Below are 20666 nucleotides of genomic sequence, written 5' to 3'. Positions count from 1 at the left end.
TTATTATCCATTAAAAATTAAAATATAAAAATTCTGATAATTTATTCAAATTTGAAATAGCATATAAAGCCATTGATACACTAAATATTAAGTACCACTTATTAGGTTTAAATGATTCACGCAATTGCATAGAGTTTTTAGCTATAAGAACAACTAATAAAGCTATAAATATCCAAGATATGCTTTTTGAGCCGTTTATATTATGTAACCACTGCCCAAAAGTAACACCATAGTCACTTAAAAATGATAGCTTCTGTGCATATTTAGTTGAGAATTCAATCCCACTCAAACCAGCCATAGCTTTTAAGACTTTGATAGCATCATCCCACTCTTTTGCTCTAAAGAACACCCATGCTATATTTACAAAGTTAAATGTTATAAACCAAGCAAGTATTGAATTCATTGTAAAACCAAAGCTTTTCCATGCTCTGTGTATTACTAGAGCTGCACCGTGTAAGAATCCCCAAAACACAAATGTCCATCCTGCACCGTGCCATAATCCACCAAGTATGAATGTAGCCATAAGGTTGTTATATGTTCTAAAGCTACTTTTTCTATTTCCTCCTAGTGGGATATATATATAATCTTTTAAGAATCTTGATAGTGTAATATGCCATCTTCTCCAAAAGTCTTGTATATCTTTTGCTTTATATGGAGAGTTAAAGTTTATAGGTAGTTTTATATTAAACAGTAGTGCAGCACCTATTGCCATGTCTGTATAACCGCTAAAATCAAAATACAGTTGAAATGTATATGAAAGTGATGTAGCCCATCCTTCTATTAGAGTTAATGTCTCTGCTTTATCAAATCCTGCCGTTGCCCAAATAGCAAACTTATCAGCAATTACTACCTTTTTAAATAAACCAACTGAGAATATAAATAAACCTAGTGCTATATTTTTATAGTTCTTAACCAAGTTCCATCTAGATGCAAACTGTGGCATCATCTCTTTATGATGTACAATCGGACCTGCAATTAACTGAGGAAAAAAAGTAACAAACAGAGCATAATTTAAAAAATCATATTCTTTTGTTTCAGCCCTGTAACTATCTACAAGATAAGCTATTTGTTGGAAAGTAAAAAAACTGATTGCAAGAGGTAGTGCTAGATGCAATAAATCCATATTACTATCAAATGCCAAGTTAAAATTGCTTATGAAAAAATCGGCATATTTAAAATAACCAAGTAATGATAAGTTAGCAGCTATACCAACACCAAGCAATAGTTTCTTAGAAACTTTTACTTTAGAAAAATTTTCGTTTAAACTGTTTCCGACTACATAGTTAAAAAGCATAGAACTTAAAATGATAGGTAGATAAGCTATATTCCACCAACTATAAAAAAACAATGATGCAAAGACCAACAATCCCTTTGCACCTACAACTAACCTTCTGTTTAATAAAAAGAAATATAAAAAGAATGTTATAGGTAAAAATAAAAAGATAAACTCTTGTGAATTAAATAGCATATTTCTCCAAATACCAATCAATAGTTAAAACTATTCCTGTGTCAAAATTTTCATCAGCTTTCCAGCCCAACTCATTTTCTAACTTTGTTGCATCTATGGCATAACGTCTGTCATGTCCAGCTCTATCTTCAACAAAAGTAATCAATTCTTTATATGATTTTTCTTTTGGAACTCTTTCATCAAGTATTGTACATATTCTATCTACTATTTGAAGGTTTGTTCGCTCATTACGTCCACCTATATTATAAACATTCGCCTCTTTACCTGTATGATAAACTCTATCTATACCTTTACAATGATCAAGAACATATAACCAATCACGAATATTCTTACCGTCACCGTATATTGGGATAGCTTCATTAGCTAATGCCTTTCTTATAATTGTAGGAATAAGTTTCTCGTCATGTTGTTTTGGACCGTAATTGTTTGAACAGTTTGTAATAACAGTGTTTAATCCATAAGTTTCCTGATAAGATCTAACTACCATATCACTAGATGCTTTAGAAGCTGAATAAGGAGAGTTTGGAGCATATGGTGTCTCTTCAGTAAAGAGATCTTTTGGATCATCACTTAGAGTTCCATATACCTCATCAGTTGATATATGATGAAATCTACATTTCTTATATTTTTCTTTATATGTAAAAGGTTTTTCCATCCAGTATTTATATGCTACGTCTATAAGTGTAAAAGTTCCGTTTACATTTGTTTCTATAAATACTCCCGGATTTTTAATAGAGTTATCAACATGAGATTCTGCTGCAAAATGTATAACACCTTCAATATCGTATTCGTTAAATATAAACTCTACTAATTCACGGTTGCATATATCACCTTTAATAAACTTATATCTTGGGTTATCCACACACTCTTTTAGGTTCTCCAAATTACCTGCATAAGTTAAAAGATCTAGATTAATAAGTTTATAATCTGAATACTTTTCTAAAAAGTAAGGTACGAAATTTGACCCTATAAAACCTGCAGTCCCTGTTAACAATATTGATTTCATTATTTTCTTTCTCCCATAATTTTTAAACATTCATCTAAAGAGTCTTTCCAGTAAGGTATGGTGATATTAAATGTTTGTTTTATTTTTGATTTATTAAGTAAACTAAAATGTGGCCTAGTCGCTGGTGTCGGATACTCTTTAGTTTCTATCGGGTTAATCTTACAATCTAGTTTTGCCATTCGCATAATCTCTTTTGCAAAATCATACCAGCTTAATACACCTTCATTTGAATAGTTATATATTTCAACTTTTTCATTACTTATATTTGGAATAATCTCTAATATAGCTTTTGCCAAATCTTTCGCATAAGTTGGAGTTCCTACTTGATCAAAAATAACACCTAGTTGTTCTTTTTCCTTACCTAAACGAAGCATAGTTTTTACAAAATTTGCTCCGAAGCTGCTATATACCCAAGATGTTCTAATTATAATTGAATTTGACGGATTGATATCTTGCATAGCTTTTTCACCGGCAAGTTTTGTTTTTCCATATACACTATTTGGATTTACAATATCATCTTCAGTGTATGGCTTGTAATTTTTTCCGTCATATACATAATCAGTTGATATATGGATAAGTTTTATATTTCTATCTTTTGAAACCTGAGATAAATATTTTACAGCTACATTGTTGACTGCATCTGCATTACTTTCATCATCTTCTGCCTTATCTACAGCCGTATAAGCAGCACAATTTATAATAACATCAATTGAATTTTTATCTACATAATTTTTAACAGCTTCTAAATTTGAAATATCCAGTTCATTTCTATCTGTAAAAAAACAATTATTCTCATAATCTGAGGATAACTCCCTTATCTCTGAACCAAGTTGTCCATTAGCTCCAGTAACTAAAATATTATGCATAATAATTTACACCATACTCAAACATATCAACCGCTTCATCTAATTTTGGTTGAACTTTATCTTTAGCTGAAAGGTTTAATTCACTATGTGCTATTTTCCAATCAATATTTATTTCAACATCGTCAAAAGCTATACCTCTGTCATTTTCAGGACTGTAGTAGTTATCAACTTTATATGCGAATACTGTATCATCTTCAAGTACAACAAATCCATGAGCAAAACCACGTGGTACTAAAAGTTGTTTTTTATTTTCAGCGGATAGTTCAACTGCTACATGTTTTCCAAAAGTTGGTGAACCTTTTCTTATATCTACTGCCACATCAAGGACTCTTCCTTGAATTACACGTACTAATTTAGTTTGTGCAGCAGGAGCTAATTGGTAGTGTAGTCCCCTTAAGACACCTTTTGAAGACTTTGATTCATTATCCTGGCAAAAGTTTATCTTATACCCTAGAAACTCTTCTAGTTTATCTGCACGAAAAGTCTCAACAAAGTATCCTCTATCATCTCCGTGAACCATCGGTTCTACTATAACAACTTCAGGAATTTTCGTCCTTGTAAACTTCATTCTACTGCATCCTTCTAGGTTGATTAGCTCTTGAAATCAAATACTGTCCATATTGATTTTTCTTTAAAGGTTCAGCTAATTCTAAAAGCTTTTCTTTTGAAATATATCCCATTTCATATGCTATCTCTTCTATACATGCCACTTTTAAAGATTGTCTATTCTCTATCGTTTGGATAAACTGACTAGCTTCAAGTAATGACTCGTGAGTTCCGGTATCAAGCCATGCATATCCTCTCCCCATTAGTTCAACTTTAAGTCTATTCTCTTCTAAGTAATCTTGGTTTAGAGTAGTAATCTCCAGTTCGCCTCTGTCTGATGGTTTAACATCTTTAGCTTTTTTTACAACATCATTTGGATAAAAATATAATCCTACTACTGCATAATTGCTTTTTGGGTCTTTTGGTTTTTCTTCTATAGAAGTAACATTTCCGTTATTATCAAATTCTGCTACACCGTAACGCTCAGGGTCTTTTACATAATATCCAAATACAGTAGCCTTATTTTGTTCCTTAGCATTTTTTACAGACTGAGCCAAAAGTTCGGTTAATCCGTGACCGTAAAAAATATTATCGCCCAACACCAAACATGCATCTTCACCATCTAAAAACTCTTCACCTAAAATAAAAGCTTGTGCTAGTCCATCCGGACTTGGTTGAATAACATAACTAAACTTCATCCCTATATCTGAACCATCACCCAGAAGCTGTTCAAACCTTGGTAAATCTGTAGGAGTGGATATAATAAGAACTTCAGTAATTCCTGCTAACATTAAAACTGAAAGTGGATAATAGATCATCGGTTTATCATATATCGGCACAAGTTGTTTAGACACACCTTTTGTTATTGGATACAATCTTGTTCCGCTACCTCCTGCTAGTATTATTCCTTTCATATACAATTCTCCTTTATCTTAGTTTTTTAGTAAATACTCTGCAAATATTCTATACACACTATCATCGTTTGAAATTAGATAATCATAATTTATATACGTTAAAAATTTTCTTACTAATTCTTCATCAAACTCTAATTTTTCAAGCTGACCGACTATCTCTAAAAGTTCTTTTTCTGATGTAGCCGGATATGTAATACCTTTTATAGTATAAAAAGCGTTTCCTAACACTATGACTCTTTTATTGAACAGTAACGACTCCATCCCGACTGTAGAATTTACTGTAATAACTGCTAAACTTTTTTCGATTAATTTTTGTGTTGAATATCCGTTTTGAAATGATACATTTTTAATATTTTTGGCTCTAGTATGTAAATCAGGATAATTTATACCGCTTGAAGGATGCTCTTTTAGCACAAAGTTATATTGTGAATTTTTAGCTAAATTTTCTATTACATTAAAAAGTTCTCTCATATTTTCAATCCATGGAGAATTTTTAAGTATTTGTGTATCATAATCAACTTGAAACGGTACGAATATATACTCTAAAGGTAATTCCGTAACATTATTGCTATTAAATTTTTCTATATGCCTTGTAGCTCTTGGAACAAGTTCTTGTGGTAATTCTTTATTATTTTTATAACTTTCATAAAATTCTCTGTTTCTTGGTACACTATTATCAAAATTAATTCCCTTTGGATCCAAAACTAATGTATTTGGAAGTAAACCGTTTTCATAATAATACACATGGATACCTTTGAGCTTTGCAATCTCTATAGCAATCAATTGTCTAAATTTTCCACCGTTCCATAAAAGCATTTTAGTATATCCTTGACTAAGTGCTTTGTAATAACGAAAATAGTTTACATAAGCCATAATTTTAAAAAAATTATAAACTAAGAATCTAGGAAATTTTAAATTAGTTTTAGCATAAAACTCTTTTGTTGCAAACTCACAAATTAACTTAAAATTTATATTTTTTAAATTTGATATGCCAATCAAAGATGGAAATATTAAGTTTCTTGTCGACAATACTTTAAAATTTTCTGCTAATTTACTGTCTTTAACAATTCTATTAAGAAAACCTATATGGCTTTTTCTAAATGCGAATAAAAGTATTGTCGCATTATTATGCATATGTTATTCCTTGAGATTATTATCTTATTTCTATTTTGCGAAGCATTTTATCTAAAAAATGCTACAATTAACCTTATGAAACAACCGTACATATGGGATAACTATTCCGATCAACCATACCCCTTAAAAGACAAAGCCTATAAAAAAATCAAAAGAAGGGAAAATTTAACGTCTATTCTAAAAACAATTATCATATCTTTATTTGTATTTCCCATCTCTTTAATTATGATGCCTTTTGTTAAAAATAAGAAAATAGATACAAGTTCATTTTTTTGTTTAGGCGTTGATTATCAGAGAGAGCCTTCAGAAACTCTAAAACTAGTAAAAGAACTTGGAGTTAAGCATATTCTTATTCGCCTAAAGTTATGGGAAATAGACACTTTGGATAATTTAAAAGAATTTATATTAAATTTTCAGGATGAAAAAATTACGCTAAAAATAATGCAAGACAGAGAAAATGTAGAAAGCTTAGAACTTTTTAGAAATAATCTTGAATTAATTTTTTCAAAGCTTGGAAATAAAGTCGATATTTATGAAATCGGCACAACTATAAATCGTGCGAAATGGGGGTTCTTTAGTGTAGATGAATATAACGCTTTTTTTAAAACCGCTTATGATTTAAAAGAACAAAAGCATCCTGAATTAAAGCTAATCGGTAGTGGAGTTATTGATTTTGAATACCATTTTACAGCCCATACACTATTTAATTTTTTCAAATACAAATATGACGGAATATCTGCTTTGTTGTACGTTGATAGACGCGGTGCACCTGAAAATATGCAACTGGGTTTTAATGCATCTGACAAGATTGCTCTTCTTAGTACAATGGTTTGGTTGAGCCCAAAAACAAAACATGAGTTATACCTTACAGAAATAAACTGGCCTATATCAAATACGGCTCCCTATGCACCGACAAGTGAAAAAGAGTGTATAGACTTAGAGAGTTATGCTAATTATATGCTGCGCTACTATCTTTTAGCTCTTGCTTCCCAGCAAGTAGATGCACTATCTTGGCATCAGCTTATAGCACCGGGCTATGGCTTGGTTGACAATCGTGATAGTATAAAAAAATACCCCGCTTTTAAAACATACAAAACTATGATAAAAAATTTAAAAAATGCACAATTTTTAAGGCTTGATATAAATCGACAACACTATATTTTTCAATGTTTGGTTGATGAGGAGTTACTTCAAATACATTGGTCGTTAAAACCAACAACTATTCATAAAGAGAATAATTTTGATGTTTATTCTAAAGATGGAGAAAAAATAGAAGATCAGACCTTACAAATAGGTCCATCTCCTATATACGTATATATTAAAACTAAAACGAGAACTTAATACCGGAATATATAGATTTATTATATGTTACGTCAGATATTATATTCATATAATCATATTCAGTATCTATTCTTCTATAACCAACATAAACTGAAGCCCTATCCATTAGCTGTATATAAGCTTCTGCTCTATATTCAACATAACCGTTTGCATCGGAAAAGCTAAGTGATTTAGGAGCGTAGTAACCCTCTGCTTTAAATCCTATTGGAGTAGCAATATTTAATGGAAGTTTATATGAAACTTCCGCACCTATAGGCAGACTTCTGAAGTCTGCTTTTCCCAAGCCTGTATAAATTCCTTTAACACCTAAACCAACTTTAAAACCGCTATTTTGAATTTCTTGTTCTATCATAAAGTTAATATTGACATATCTGTCGATATTATTATGAGATGAATTCTTTCTATCAGCTTTTAAGTAATCAATTCCTATAAAAGTGGTATTTGGTTCAACCATCTCGTTGAACTGACCTATATCTAACTTCAAACCGGCTTCTAAATCATATTCATTTATATTTAATTCTGCCGTATGCATAGCATAAGTACAACTAAATCCTAAAATAAGCAAAGATATTTTTTTTAACATTTTTGTCCTTCATTTGTATCAATTATGTCATAAAAAAGCAATATATATTCCATAATTATGTTCATCTTTTAAATAAATAATTTTTTATTTTTTATTCAATATTATTTAAGACTTAACCCACTATAATATTTTCGATAATTTATCTTAAGGAATAAAAATGAAAAAAATAACTACTGCTATCGTAGCTTTAGGTGCTTGTACAGCTTTAATGGCTGGCGTTAATGCTGGTGCATGTAAAGGCTGTCACGGACAAGACTGGAGTAAAGAAGCTCTTGGTAAATCTAAAAATGTAGCTGAGATGACTCATAAAGAGATTGCTGATGCACTTATAGGTTATAAAGCTGGTACTTACGGTGGTCCAATGAAAGGTCTTATGAAAGGTCAAGTTGCAAAATACTCTGATGCTGACTTAGAAGCTTTCGCACAAACTATCGGTAAATAATTTACTTTTTTTTTCAAACTACCGATAAGGTAGTTTGATTTTATCTACTTAATAAACATCTATTCAGGTCTATAATTTTTCTTTAACTCTTCCTTTTTACGTTCAATATTTACAGCATCGTTTAAATCATCTTCATTATCAAACTTAGCAGCATTTAAAAATTTTTCTTCATCGTCAAACTGCCCGTTTTTTATAGCCCATAAAAAAGCAAATAGTGCGACTGCACCTAAAAATATAGACGCACCAAGCATCATAGCTATTACCCAATCATCCATTTAAGAGCTCCTTCTTATGATTTTTGCCACTTGTATCTAATTCTCATAGAGTTACCGACAACCAATAGTGAACTTACACTCATAGATATAGCTGCTACAAGAGGTATTACATAACCAGCCATAGCTAACGGAATTGTTATGGCATTATATACCAATGATATACCCAAATTTTGTTTAATAAGACCAAACGTAGTACGAGAGATTTTAAATGCATCTGATAGTGATTTTAATGAATCATTTAAAAGCACCACATCACTAACATCAATAGCTATATCACTACCGCTACCCATAACAATTGATATATCTGCATGAGCAAGAGCAAGTACATCGTTCACACCATCCCCTACCATTACTATAGTCTTATTGTCTTTTTTCAGCTTATCTATAAATTTTGATTTTTCTTTAGGATTTTGAGAATAGTAATATTCTTTTATACCGACTTCATCAGCTACTCTTTTTGCAATTTTACCATTATCACCTGTTAATATTATACTATTAATACCTTTTTTAGTTAATTCAGAGATTAGATCTTTTGCATCCGGTTTAACTTTATCTTTAAGTTCATATACAGCCATTATATCCGAATCGATAGCAAAGTAAAAAACACTATTTTGGCTTTCAAAATCTGCATTTAATTTGTTATCTTCTATTAATTTAATATTTCCGCCAAGTACCTTCTTATTTTTATATTTTGCAACAATGCCCGCTGCCGGAACTTGTTTATACTCATCAAATATTATCTCATTCTCTTCAGATAAATACTGAATTATACCTTTTGATATTGGATGATTTGAATTTTTTACAAGTGAATAAAGAATACTTTTGTCAAATTCTTTATATATATGTTCATTTACTACTTCAGGTTTACCCATAGTTAAAGTACCGGTTTTATCTAAAACAAGAGTATCGACTTTAGCCATTGTTTCAAGCAATGCAGCTTCTTTAAAAAGAACTCCTTTTTTAGCTCCTAGACTAAGACCTACCAATGTTGCAACAGGTGTGGCAAGAGCCAATGCACATGGACAAGCTATAATAATTACAGATATACCGACCATAAATGCCACTTCAAAACTATGTGGCCATAACCACCAAACTATAAAAGTTATAAAAGAAAGTCCTAAAATAACCGTAGAAAAATGTTCACTTAATTTATTGGCTATTTGTTGTATTTGAGGTTTTTTATTTATAGCATTTTCAAGTAAAGTCACTAAATTTGAAAGTGTTGAATGCTCAAAATCTTTGGTTGTTTCAAAATATATATCTGCATCTATACTACTTGTTCCACTAATTACACTATCACCTTTTTCTTTATATATTGGGTCACTCTCACCTGTAAGACTTGATTCATCAAAGTTTCCGCTTCCTTTAACAATTTTTCCGTCAAAAAGAACTCTTTCTCCACTTCCGACTACTATTATATCTCCCACGTTTACATCATCAAGCTTACTCAAAATAACAGTATTATCTTTAAATACTTTAACTTCATTTGGAATATTTTTACCTATAGAGTCTAATGTATCCGCAGCATTTTTTTTACTCAGTACCTCTAAAAACTTTCCTATTAACACAAAAGTAATAATCATACTTACACTATCAAAGTATGCTTCGCCAACCTCCATTAAAGTTATATATATTGAATATATATATGTTAGTAATGCTCCTGTAGCGACTAGCAAATCCATATTTACGACTTTAGTTTTTAAACCGTAATAAGCACCCTTAAAAAAGACCCAACCACTGTAAAACAGTACAGGTGTAGCCAATATCCATTCCGCAATATTTAATATAGTTTTAACATTTTGTGTAATACCAGTAAAATAGCCTGCATACTGTGCAACGGCTATCCACATAATATTCATAGAAGCAAAAATAGCAACTGCCATTTTTAAATAATATGATTTTCTCTCCCTATTTGCATAGTTTTCACCTGTTGCACTATCATAGGCAAAGGCGTTATAACCTATCGAGCGAATCATCTCAATAATTTTGGAGAGTTTTACAACATCATCAGCCCATACTATCGTTGCTTTGTTGTTCGTAAAATTTATATTTGCTTCTATTACACCCTCCATCTTATGCAGGGCTTTTTCGTTTAACCATACACAAGCAGAACAATGTATGCCCTCTATAATAAGAGAAACTATAGAAAAGCCATCAGCATCTTTTTTAACATACTGCTCATAAAAAGACGGAGAATCAAAATGTGAACTGTCATCTAACTGATGCATTGGCGGTGCAAGTTTTGTAGAGCCGGCTTTATCATAAAAACTATCTAAACCTTCATCATTTAGCAAGTGATATACACCTTGGCATCCATTACAACAAAAGTGTAAATCACCCTCTTTTATCATCATTTCATCATCAAATTCCAAATGACAATGACTACAAGCTACTTTTTCAGACAAGTTCAAATTTTCCTAATTTTTTATTTTTATTTAGTTTATCCCAATTTTCAATATAGCCGTTCATACAGATATAAACACCAAATTCATTTTTTGCTTTTAAAAACCCTATTGACATACCCAGATTTAATGAAGCTTCTACTTTATCTATCTCAAATGGCTTCATAGCTCCTGTTAATACAATCAATCTATCATCAAATATTTCACTTAAAAAATGAGCTGTTTCATCAATAGTATCTGTCCCATGAACAATTAAAAACTTATCATCTTTTGATTCCATTATAATAGATGCAAGCATTTTTCTATCGTTTATATCCATATCAAGAGAATCTTTAAAAATAACACCTGCCATATCATAATTAGCCTCTACAGATGACAATATTTCTTCTATACAATTAGAATCATACGGTACTTCTAGTTCACCGTTTAATGAATTATATCTTTTATTAAAAGTACCGCCCGTATTTAATATTAACATATTAATTCCTCTAACTTTTGTATAACTTTAGTAGCTTTAGAATTTTTAATTTTACTTTTTTCATCAAATAAATATGTCTCTAGAAGTCCTGCATTTAAGCCTGCTTCTATATCTCTTTCTTTATCACCTAGTATAATAGAGTGTTGCAAATCAATATTAAACTCTTTGGCAGCTTGAATCAACATTCCTGGCTTTGGCTTTCTACAATCACATTCCACAGATATATTAGGATGATGGGAACAGTAATAAACTTTTGATATATCTATACCTTCTTTTTTAAACCTCTCAAGCATCCAAGATGTCAAAATATTAAAATCATTATCTGTATAATAACCGCGTGCTATACCACTTTGATTTGTAACAATAAATATTTTATAACCTAATTCTAAATAATATTTACAAAGCTTAAAGATGCCATCTATAAATTCAAAATCTTCTATTTTATAAAGATAATCTTTCTCTACATTAATTACCCCATCACGATCTAAAAACAGTGCTTTAACCATTTACTAATTTACACCGTCTCCAAATGTCTCTTTTTCTATAATATCACATAATATGTGACCAATTAATATATGTGATTCTTGTATACGAGGAGTGGAATCAGATGGAATTACTAAAGCTATATCAGCTTTTTTAGCCATTTCACCTCCATCTTTACCGACAAGCGCTACAGTTAAAATATTTTTCTTTTTTGCAGAATCAAAAGCATTTAAAATATTTTTAGAATTTCCTGAAGTAGATATACCTATAAATATATCCCCTTCTTGACCCATACCCTCTAATTGTCTTGAGAATACTTTATCATATCCATAATCGTTTCCTATTGCAGTAAGGTTTGACGTATCTGTAGTTAGTGCTAAAGAAGGAATAGAAGGTCTATCAAATCCGTATCTACCGACTAATTCAGCAGCTATATGCTGTGCATCGGCTGCACTTCCGCCGTTACCTGCCAATATAGTCTTTTTATCTGTCCTATATAGTTCAACACATTTTTGTGCTACATCAACTATTTTTTCTAATAATTCTTCATCTTTATAAATAGTTTGTTTTGTTTCGTAAGAAAGTTTAATTTGCTCTTTAATATAATTTTTCATTAATATACCTAATTAAAATATATAAAATAATAGCATAAATAATATTAGTAAAAAGTATTAAGTGAAATAAAATTCAATGAAATAATTTAATAAAAAGTAAGAAACTGATCAACTAGGCGGCGACCTACATTTCCAATCCTGAAAGGACAAGTATTATCAGCGATGAGAGGCTTAGCTTCTGGGTTCGGAATGGGGCCAGGCGTTTCCCTCTCTCTATTGCCACCTAGACAATCAAGTATAAATACATCGTAGTATGTACTTATATTTGATTGTATAAGTTGTTTGTATAGAATTGTTAAAGTCAACAGCAACTTAATACACTAAACAAGGTAGTGAAGCTTAAAAAAAAGACGATCGTACTATTAGTACTGGTCAGCTAAACACGTTACCGTGCGTACACACCCAGCCTATCAAGCTTGTAGTCTTCAAGCGTACTTCAGGGAACGTTCATCTTGGAGTTGGCTTCCCGCTTAGATGCTTTCAGCGGTTATCACATCCGTACGTAGCTACCCAGCTATGCCCTTGGCAGGACAACTGGTGCACCAGTGGTACGTTCAACCCGGTCCTCTCGTACTAGGGTCAAATCTCCTCAACGTTCCTACGCCCACGGAAGATAGGGACCGAACTGTCTCACGACGTTCTGAACCCAGCTCGCGTACCGCTTTAAATGGCGAACAGCCATACCCTTGGGACCTGCTCCAGCCCCAGGATGCGATGAGCCGACATCGAGGTGCCAAACCTCCCCGTCGATGTGAGCTCTTGGGGGAGATCAGCCTGTTATCCCCGGCGTACCTTTTATCCTTTGAGCGATGGCCCTTCCACACAGAACCACCGGATCACTATGACCGACTTTCGTCTCTGCTCGAGTTGTCTCTCTCACAGTCAGGCTAGTTTATGCCATTATACTCTACGAAGGATTTCCAACCCTTCTGAACTAACCTTTGTAAGCCTCCGTTACTTTTTAGGAGGCGACCGCCCCAGTCAAACTACCCACCAGACATTGTCCTCCTGCAGGATAGACTGCAGCGAGTTAGCTATCAGAATATTCAGGGGTGGTATCTCAAGGATGCCTCATATACAACTGGCGTCATATAATCAAAGGCTCCCACCTATCCTGCACATGAATATCCCAATAGCAGTGTCAAGCTATAGTAAAGGTGCACGGGGTCTTTCCGTCTTTCCGCGGGTAGGAGGAATTTTCACCTCCACTACAATTTCACTGGATTTATTGTTGAGACAGCTCCCATCTCGTTACGCCATTCATGCAGGTCGGTATTTAACCGACAAGGAATTTCGCTACCTTAGGACCGTTATAGTTACGGCCGCCGTTTACTTGTGCTTCAATTCATGCCTTCGCAAAGCTAAGCAATCCTTTTAACATTCAAGCACCGGGCAGGCGTCACACCCTATACATCCTCTTACGAGTTAGCAGAGTGCTGTGTTTTTGGTAAACAGTCGGGAGGGACTCTTTGCTGCCACCCGTAGTTGCTTTGAAGAGCAAGTCTTCTAACAATTAGGGTACACCTTATACCGAAGATACGGTGCTATTTTGCAGAGTTCCTTAACAATAATTCATCCACGCGCCTTAGAATACTCATCTCACCCACCTGTGTCGGTTTACGGTACGGGCAACATTACATCTCGTTTAGAGGCTTTTCTCGGCACGACAGTATCAACGATTCATCTCGCTCTCCGAAGAGATTGAAATGCCTGTCAGGTCTCGGATACACGTTAAGCGGATTTGCCTACTTAACATCCTACACCCTTCGAGCCACATTTCCATCAGTGACCTCGTTTAACTCTATGCGTCCCCCCATCACTCAAATGATGTAATGTCGGTATCGGAATATTAACCGATTTGCCATCGTCTACCCCTTTCGGACTCGACTTAGGTCCCGACTAACCCTACGATGACGAGCATCGCGTAGGAAACCTTGGGTTTTCGGCGAAGAAGATTCTCACTTCTTTTCTCGCTACTCATGCCTGCATGCTCACTTCCATCCGCTCCAGTACTCCTTACCGGTATACCTTCGATGCTGAATGGAACGCTCTCCTACCACTTACACTAATGTGTAAATCTAAAGCTTCGGTGTTTATCTTAGCCCCGTTATATTTTCGGCGCAGAATCGCTAGACCAGTGAGCTGTTACGCTTTCTTTAAAGGATGGCTGCTTCTAAGCCAACCTCCTGGTTGTCACAGCAACTCCACATCCTTTTCCACTTAGATAAAACTTTGGGACCTTAGCTGTTAGTCTGGGTTGTTCCCCTCTCGACATAGGATTTTATCACCCTACGCCTGACTGCCATGGATTCCCCTGTAGTATTCGGAGTTTGATAAGGTTTGGTACCGCGGTAAGCAGCCCTAGCCTGTTCAGTGCTCTACCCCTACAGGGTTCTAACATGACGCTATACCTAAATATATTTCGGAGAGAACCAGCTATCACTGAGTTTGATTGGCCTTTCACCCCCATCCACAAGTCATCCCAAGACTTTTCAACGCCTACGGGTTCGGTCCTCCACTGGCTCTTACACCAGCTTCAACCTGCTCATGGATAGATCACTCAGTTTCGGGTCTGCAGCATCTGACTAATTCGCCCTATTAAGACTCGCTTTCGCTACGGCTTCGCGTTCGCTTAACCTTGCCAGATACCACAACTCGCAGGCTCATTATGCAAAAGGCAGTCTGTCACACTTATATATAATAGTGCTCCAAATGATTGTAAGCCATAGGTTTCAGGTTCTATTTCACTCTGCTCACCGCAGTCCTTTTCACCTTTCCCTCACGGTACTTGTTCGCTATCGGTCTAGTAGTAGTATTTAGGGTTGGAGGGTGGTCCCCCCATTTTCAGACAAAATATCACGTGTTCCGTCCTACTCGTTCCATACCTTAGTTCCACACAAAAGTTTTCGCTTACGGGAATATCACCCTCTATGTTCACACTTTCCAGAGTGTTCAGCTAACTAATGTGCTAAATGTATGCGCCCTACTCCAGTTTCGCTCGCCGCTACTCCCAGAATCTCAATTGATTTCTCTTCCTTCAGGTACTGAGATGTTTCACTTCCCTGAGTTCGCCCCCCGAAGGGTGACACGATTCACACCGTGCCGGGTTGTCCCATTCAGAAATCCCCGGATCAAAGCTTCTTGGCAGCTCCCCGAGGCTTTTCGCAGCCTAGTACGTCTTTCATCGCCTCTACTAGCCAAGGCATCCACCTATGGCCCTTAATATCTTTATTCTAATTCGCTTCACTACCTTGTTTAATGTACTTTAATACCTCAAACAAGTCAGTAATCTTATTATTGTAGTTATTTAGTTGTTATAATTAAATTGACCTATCGTTATATCTAATAAATTATCTATAACTAGTTTCTTTAACTATAGTTGTTGACTTTAACAATTGTATTTTAAATGAACATAAAAAGTTAATTTTAATGGTGGAGAATAGCGGGATCGAACCGCTGACCTCCTGCGTGCAAGGCAGGCGCTCTCCCAGCTGAGCTAATTCCCCATAACTGATTAAACTTTTTTTGTGATTGTATCTTCAATGATCACAGATCACTGAAAACTAAGTAAGCAACATTCTAACAACTAATTAGTTCGTGAGAACTTTTCTGAGCCAACTAAACGAATAGTTGCTCTTACTCTAGAAAGGAGGTGATCCAACCGCAGGTTCTCCTACGGTTACCTTGTTACGACTTCACCCCAGTCGCTAATTCCACCGTAAGCGGTAGCCAGTTTGGCATTCCGATTTCGGGTGAAATCAACTCCCATGGTGTGACGGGCGGTGAGTACAAGACCCGGGAACGTATTCACCGTAGCATTGCTGATCTACGATTACTAGTGATTCCAGCTTCATGCTCTCGAGTTGCAGAGAACAATCCGAACTGAGAGACGCTTTAAGAGATTAGCTCCACCTCGCGGTATCGCAACTCTCTGTACGCCCCATTGTAGCACGTGTGTAGCCCTGGCCGTAAGGGCCATGATGACTTGACGTCGTCCTCACCTTCCTCCTCCTTACGAAGGCAGTCTCCTTAGAGTGCCCAGCCGAACTGCTGGCAACTAAGGACGAGGGTTGCGCTCGTTGCGGGACTTAACCCAACATCTCACGACACGAGCTGACGACAGCCGTGCAGCACCTGTTTTCTAGTTCCCCGAAGGGCACTACCGTATCTCTACAGTATTCTATCAATGTCAAGGCCAGGTAAGGTTCTTCGCGTATCGTCGAATTAAACCACATGCTCCACCACTTGTGCGGGTCCCCGTCTATTCCTTTGAGTTTTAATCTTGCGACCGTACTCCCCAGGCGGAACACTTAATCTGTTAAGTGCATCACCGAGATGACAAGCATCCCGACGACTAGTGTTCATCGTTTAGGGCGTGGACTACCGGGGTATCTAATCCCGTTTGCTCCCCACGCTTTCACGCCTTAGCGTCAGTTATGTTCCAGCAGATCGCCTTCGCTTTAGGTATTCCTAGTGATATCTACGGATTTTACCCCTACACCACTAATTCCATCTGCCCCTCCCATACTCTAGGTTGCCAGTTTCCAATGCAGTTCTATGGTTAAGCCATAGGATTTCACATCAGACTTGACAACCCGCCTACGCGTCCTTTACGCCCAGTGATTCCGAGTAACGCTTGCACCCTCCGTATTACCGCGGCTGCTGGCACGGAGTTAGCCGGTGCTTATTCATATGCTACCGTCATTTTCTTGACATATAAAAGGAGTTTACACACCGAAATGCGTCATCCTCCACGCGGCGTTGCTGCATCAGAGTTTCCTCCATTGTGCAATATTCCTCACTGCTGCCTCCCGTAGGAGTCTGGTCCGTGTCTCAGTACCAGTGTGGCGGATCATCCTCTCAAACCCGCTACCCGTCATTGCCTTGGTGAGCTCTTACCTCACCAACTAGCTGATAGGATATAGTCTGATCCCAAAGCGAAAAAACATTTTCCTCGCAATCTTTTGATTTAGAGGCTTATCCAGTATTAATCACCGTTTCCAGTGGCTATCCTAGTCTTTGGGGCACATTAACTATATATTACTCACCCGTGCGCCACTCGTCAGCAAGGAGCAAGCTCCTCCTGTTACCGTTCGACTTGCATGTGTTAAGCACGCCGCCAGCGTTCACTCTGAGCCAGGATCAAACTCTCCATAATTGAATGCTTGATTCCATAGCCCAAGATCAAAATCTTTGGCTTTGTTTTATGTATATACTATATATAATATATACACGTAAAGTATCTATTGCTATAAATACCGGGTATTTATAGAATAGACGGTTGTTGTTATTGTGTTTTATAAAGTAAACTTTTTAAAACCGTTAACTAATTTCTTTATTAGTTGTTAGTTAGTTCACTTACTTAGTTTTCAATGATCTCAAACGTCTTCAGCTTTTACCTAAACTCTAGGTTGCTTCCGTTTGTGGATGGGAATTATAGGAGGAATTTACTTAAAGACCGCTTAGGATTTTAACAAATGCAAAAAGATTTTTTTATTGATGTTAAATATATAAAATTTACTTAATTAACCAAACAATTTCCTGCTGAATCTAATATACATGTATAGCCCGTTTCTCCCTCTATTCTAATAGATACATTTCCTTCAGAGCTAGTTAATGTTAAAATACAAGGATTATTAGATGGTATCAGTCTTGTCGTCTCATATGCTGAAACAAGACTAGATGGATTACCTCTCATCGGTCTACCCATATGGTCAAATGATATTCTTTGGGCTACACCTGCACACCCTCCAGATAAATTCATATTGCTAATACCATAAGTATCACCTAGTGCCATCTTTTCAGTTCTTCTAGAATTTCCAGCTATAATAAACCCAGCTGCACCACCAGTTAATAGCTTAGATTTATTTAACGGATTTACAGCTATTTCTCCATTTGCATTTGCATTTCCAGTATGTGAAATGTCACTATATATTGTATATGGCCACTGTATAGTTCCGACATTTGTATTATATTGAAACTGCCATCGTCCTTTATACCAGCTTTGATTTGTATCATCATATTTATCATCATTCATAGCTAGATGCTGAGTATAACGTATATGTGAAACAACTTGAATTGCAGCTTCATGAAGTCTATCGGTATTAACTCTTGGAATAATTGCAGCTGCCAATATACCAATTACAACGATAACAAATACTAATTCTAATAATGTAAAAGCTTTTCTCATACGATTAGTATATCAAAAAAAAATTTGGTTTAAAATAAATATAAAAGAATAAAAAGAGATTGGAGGTAATAAGATGGAAAATCCATCTTATTTAATTGCTGAATTATATCTCTTCAGCTTTTTGAACGTCATAAAGTATATCATCCATAGGGTGACGATACATTGGCATTGCAAGACGTTTTTCATCTAAAATGTGACCGATGAAACCGATTGAACGACCAACTATAAAGAATGCATTTAATGTACCTGAAGATATAAAATCATTTATTTCATTTTCGGAATAACCTAAAGCTCTCCACATATCCACCATTAAAATACCGATAGTACCGTCAACGTTAAGGATTAAATTCTCTTTTTTAGATGTAGTTAACTGCTCAACAGTTCTAGCATAATCTAAAAGTGGAGTTGATGGAAAATGCTCAGCTGCATACTCCATTAAACCTTTAACACGTAAGTCAGGATTCTTTAATGATTTAATACGGTGACCAATACCTGGAATTGGAATACCAAGTTTTTTCATATGATTTAAGAACTCTGCAGGAGTCATATTGTTATCATCAGCATATTTAAAGTGCTCAGCAGCACCGTCAATTGCTCCACCAAATCTTGGACCGATTGTTAAAAGACCAGTTACTAACGATTCAACAACAGATTTCCCTGCACGAGCAGTTACTTTAGCATTGTGAGCACCTGATACTGCCGGACCGTGATCAGCAACAGTTTTCATAACAGTTTCTATAAAGTCAGTAGCCCATTTTGGATATTGTTTTTTGAACCATAATAGTGAAACAACATCACCGATACCTTTACCGGTATCCGGAGTAGCAACTGAAGAGATTGGGAAACCTGCATATGTAGCTTCATCCCCTCTATCATCACTAATAGTACAGATAAATTGTTTAGAACGTCTTACTTTAGGACATACATTCATCTCTGGCTCAGCGATTTCAGAAATTGTACCTTCAGCTTTTAATTTCTCATATACTTCATTGATTTTAGCCGGTAAATCATTGAATGATGCAGGTACAAATATACCGGCTTCAGCCATTGCTTTATTTTTTGCAGCTGCTGTTTCAGCATCAGCATTAGCAGATGCACCGGCGTGACCGAATTGTACGCCAGTTGAGAAGTGCTTAGCAATAGTACCGATACACCAAGCGATTACAGGCTTAGTAATTTGACCATTTTTTATAGCTTCGATTATTTTATACTCTTCAGTACCACCAACTTCACCAAGAAGCACCATATATTTAACATCTGGATTTTTTTCCATTCTTAACATATTGTCAATAAAAACAGAACCAACAAATCTATCCCCACCGATAGCTACACCTTCAGCGATACCGTCAGCATTGATAGCAATAATGTTAGAAAGTTCATTAAATAAACCACCTGAACGAGTTACAAGTCCACATGAACCACATCTATGTAGTTTAGAGTTAACAATGTTCTCAATCGTACCACCAACGTTAGCAATTTTAAATGCGCCCGGGCTGATTGCACCAACAGTAGCCGGTCCAATTACTGTAACACCTGCTTTACGAGCAGTATTATTCATTTTTCTTGCTAATCTCTCTGGAATACCTTCAGCTGTTACCATAATAGAAGAGAATCCACCGATTTCAATTGCTTCCATAGTTACATCATAAGCAGTTCTAAATGATGCAAAGTTTAAAAGCACGTCAGCATTAGCATGTTCTTTTCTAGCATCTGCAGTTGATTTATAAAGAGGAATCATAATCTCATCAGGACCATAAAAAAACTTTTCAAACTTGTTTCCGCTAGTTGGAGCTACAATAGCAGCAACAGATGGTGTTTCTCTTTTGATTGTATAATCATAATCCAACATTCTTTGGATAGCAGTCTTGTTATTGTTCCAAAAAATTGCTTGTGTATCTTTTGTAAATAATTGTTTCATTTTCTT

16 protein-coding genes, 1 tRNA gene and 3 rRNA genes are annotated in these 20666 nt (G+C 35.3%); 2 read left to right on the top strand and 18 right to left on the bottom strand.

Annotated elements, in window-relative coordinates:
• Window positions 1–10 precede the first annotated feature (10 nt).
• The 6 genes from FJR48_RS02495 to FJR48_RS02470 are packed head-to-tail and all read right to left on the bottom strand — an operon-like array spanning window position 11 to window position 5934.
• Entirely contained in the window at window positions 11–1468 is a 1458-nt protein-coding gene (locus tag FJR48_RS02495) for an MBOAT family O-acyltransferase (protein WP_152306594.1), read from the bottom strand.
• A complete protein-coding gene (rfbB, locus tag FJR48_RS02490) occupies window positions 1458–2474 on the bottom strand; it encodes a dTDP-glucose 4,6-dehydratase (protein WP_188108606.1) in 1017 nt (338 codons plus the stop codon). Before rfbB ends, FJR48_RS02495 begins: the two co-directional genes overlap by 11 nt.
• Window positions 2474–3340: a dTDP-4-dehydrorhamnose reductase gene (gene rfbD, locus FJR48_RS02485; RefSeq protein ID WP_152306593.1), complete on the bottom strand. Its 867-nt coding sequence runs from the start codon at window positions 3338–3340 to the stop codon at window positions 2474–2476. Before rfbD ends, rfbB begins: the two co-directional genes overlap by 1 nt.
• Window positions 3333–3908: a dTDP-4-dehydrorhamnose 3,5-epimerase gene (gene rfbC / locus FJR48_RS02480; protein WP_152306592.1), complete on the bottom strand. Its 576-nt coding sequence runs from the start codon at window positions 3906–3908 to the stop codon at window positions 3333–3335. The genes rfbD and rfbC overlap by 8 nt, the downstream gene beginning before the upstream one ends.
• Window position 3909: 1 nt before the next feature.
• The gene (gene rfbA, locus FJR48_RS02475; RefSeq protein ID WP_152306591.1) at window positions 3910–4800 is read right to left on the bottom strand and encodes a glucose-1-phosphate thymidylyltransferase RfbA; all 891 of its coding nucleotides are present in this window, start codon (window positions 4798–4800) and stop codon (window positions 3910–3912) included.
• An 18-nt stretch (window positions 4801–4818) separates the two neighbouring features.
• Window positions 4819–5934, bottom strand: a complete 1116-nt coding sequence (locus tag FJR48_RS02470) for a capsular polysaccharide export protein, LipB/KpsS family (protein WP_152306590.1) — start codon at window positions 5932–5934, stop codon at window positions 4819–4821.
• 75 nt (window positions 5935–6009) lie between these two features.
• Between FJR48_RS02470 and FJR48_RS02465 the strand changes: the two genes are divergently transcribed.
• A complete protein-coding gene (locus FJR48_RS02465; protein ID WP_152306589.1) occupies window positions 6010–7275 on the top strand; it encodes a glycosyl hydrolase in 1266 nt (421 codons plus the stop codon).
• Here FJR48_RS02465 and FJR48_RS02460 read toward each other — a convergent pair.
• Window positions 7259–7858: a YfaZ family outer membrane protein gene (locus tag FJR48_RS02460; protein WP_152306588.1), complete on the bottom strand. Its 600-nt coding sequence runs from the start codon at window positions 7856–7858 to the stop codon at window positions 7259–7261. The two genes, FJR48_RS02465 and FJR48_RS02460, sit on opposite strands and share 17 nt — an antisense overlap.
• A 157-nt stretch (window positions 7859–8015) precedes the next feature.
• On the opposite strand from FJR48_RS02460, the gene FJR48_RS02455 reads away from it, so the two are divergent.
• Window positions 8016–8300 carry a c-type cytochrome gene (locus FJR48_RS02455; RefSeq protein WP_152306587.1) on the top strand — a complete coding sequence of 95 codons (285 nt, stop codon included), beginning with the start codon at window positions 8016–8018 and terminating at the stop codon, window positions 8298–8300.
• A 59-nt stretch (window positions 8301–8359) separates the two neighbouring features.
• On the opposite strand, the gene ccoS is transcribed toward FJR48_RS02455, so the two are convergent.
• The 11 genes from ccoS to FJR48_RS02400 all read right to left on the bottom strand — a co-directional run bounded on the left by ccoS (window position 8360) and on the right by FJR48_RS02400 (window position 20660).
• Entirely contained in the window at window positions 8360–8575 is a 216-nt protein-coding gene (gene ccoS, locus FJR48_RS02450) for a cbb3-type cytochrome oxidase assembly protein CcoS (RefSeq protein WP_152306586.1), read from the bottom strand.
• A gap of 14 nt (window positions 8576–8589) precedes the next feature.
• Window positions 8590–10980 (bottom strand): heavy metal translocating P-type ATPase, encoded by a 2391-nt coding sequence (locus FJR48_RS02445; protein WP_277872381.1) that lies wholly within the window; start codon window positions 10978–10980, stop codon window positions 8590–8592.
• Window positions 10973–11455, bottom strand: a complete 483-nt coding sequence (locus tag FJR48_RS02440; RefSeq protein WP_152306585.1) for an asparaginase domain-containing protein — start codon at window positions 11453–11455, stop codon at window positions 10973–10975. The genes FJR48_RS02445 and FJR48_RS02440 overlap by 8 nt, the downstream gene beginning before the upstream one ends.
• Entirely contained in the window at window positions 11449–11961 is a 513-nt protein-coding gene (gmhB, locus tag FJR48_RS02435; protein ID WP_152306584.1) for a D-glycero-beta-D-manno-heptose 1,7-bisphosphate 7-phosphatase, read from the bottom strand. Before gmhB ends, FJR48_RS02440 begins: the two co-directional genes overlap by 7 nt.
• A 3-nt stretch (window positions 11962–11964) precedes the next feature.
• Window positions 11965–12552, bottom strand: a complete 588-nt coding sequence (locus tag FJR48_RS02430; RefSeq protein WP_152306583.1) for a D-sedoheptulose-7-phosphate isomerase — start codon at window positions 12550–12552, stop codon at window positions 11965–11967.
• Window positions 12553–12663: 111 nt separating this feature from the next.
• Window positions 12664–12779, bottom strand: a 5S ribosomal RNA gene (rrf, locus tag FJR48_RS02425).
• Between the two features lie 114 nt (window positions 12780–12893).
• Window positions 12894–15785: ribosomal RNA gene (locus FJR48_RS02420) — 23S ribosomal RNA — on the bottom strand.
• Between the two features lie 197 nt (window positions 15786–15982).
• Window positions 15983–16058: transfer RNA gene (locus FJR48_RS02415), tRNA-Ala, on the bottom strand.
• Between the two features lie 139 nt (window positions 16059–16197).
• A 16S ribosomal RNA gene (locus FJR48_RS02410) occupies window positions 16198–17710 on the bottom strand.
• Together the 16S, 23S and 5S rRNA genes with 1 tRNA gene alongside form the textbook arrangement of a ribosomal RNA operon.
• Window positions 17711–18073: 363 nt before the next feature.
• A complete protein-coding gene (locus FJR48_RS02405) occupies window positions 18074–18742 on the bottom strand; it encodes a type II secretion system protein (protein WP_152306582.1) in 669 nt (222 codons plus the stop codon).
• A 103-nt stretch (window positions 18743–18845) separates the two neighbouring features.
• Window positions 18846–20660, bottom strand: a complete 1815-nt coding sequence (locus tag FJR48_RS02400) for a citrate/2-methylcitrate synthase (protein WP_152306581.1) — start codon at window positions 20658–20660, stop codon at window positions 18846–18848.
• Window positions 20661–20666: the final 6 nt, after the last annotated feature.

The organism is Sulfurimonas lithotrophica, assembly GCF_009258225.1.
GTDB classification, from domain to species: domain Bacteria; phylum Campylobacterota; class Campylobacteria; order Campylobacterales; family Sulfurimonadaceae; genus Sulfurimonas; species Sulfurimonas lithotrophica.
Note: the sequence above shows the minus strand (reverse complement) of the source record. Positions and strands in the feature narration are given on the sequence as shown.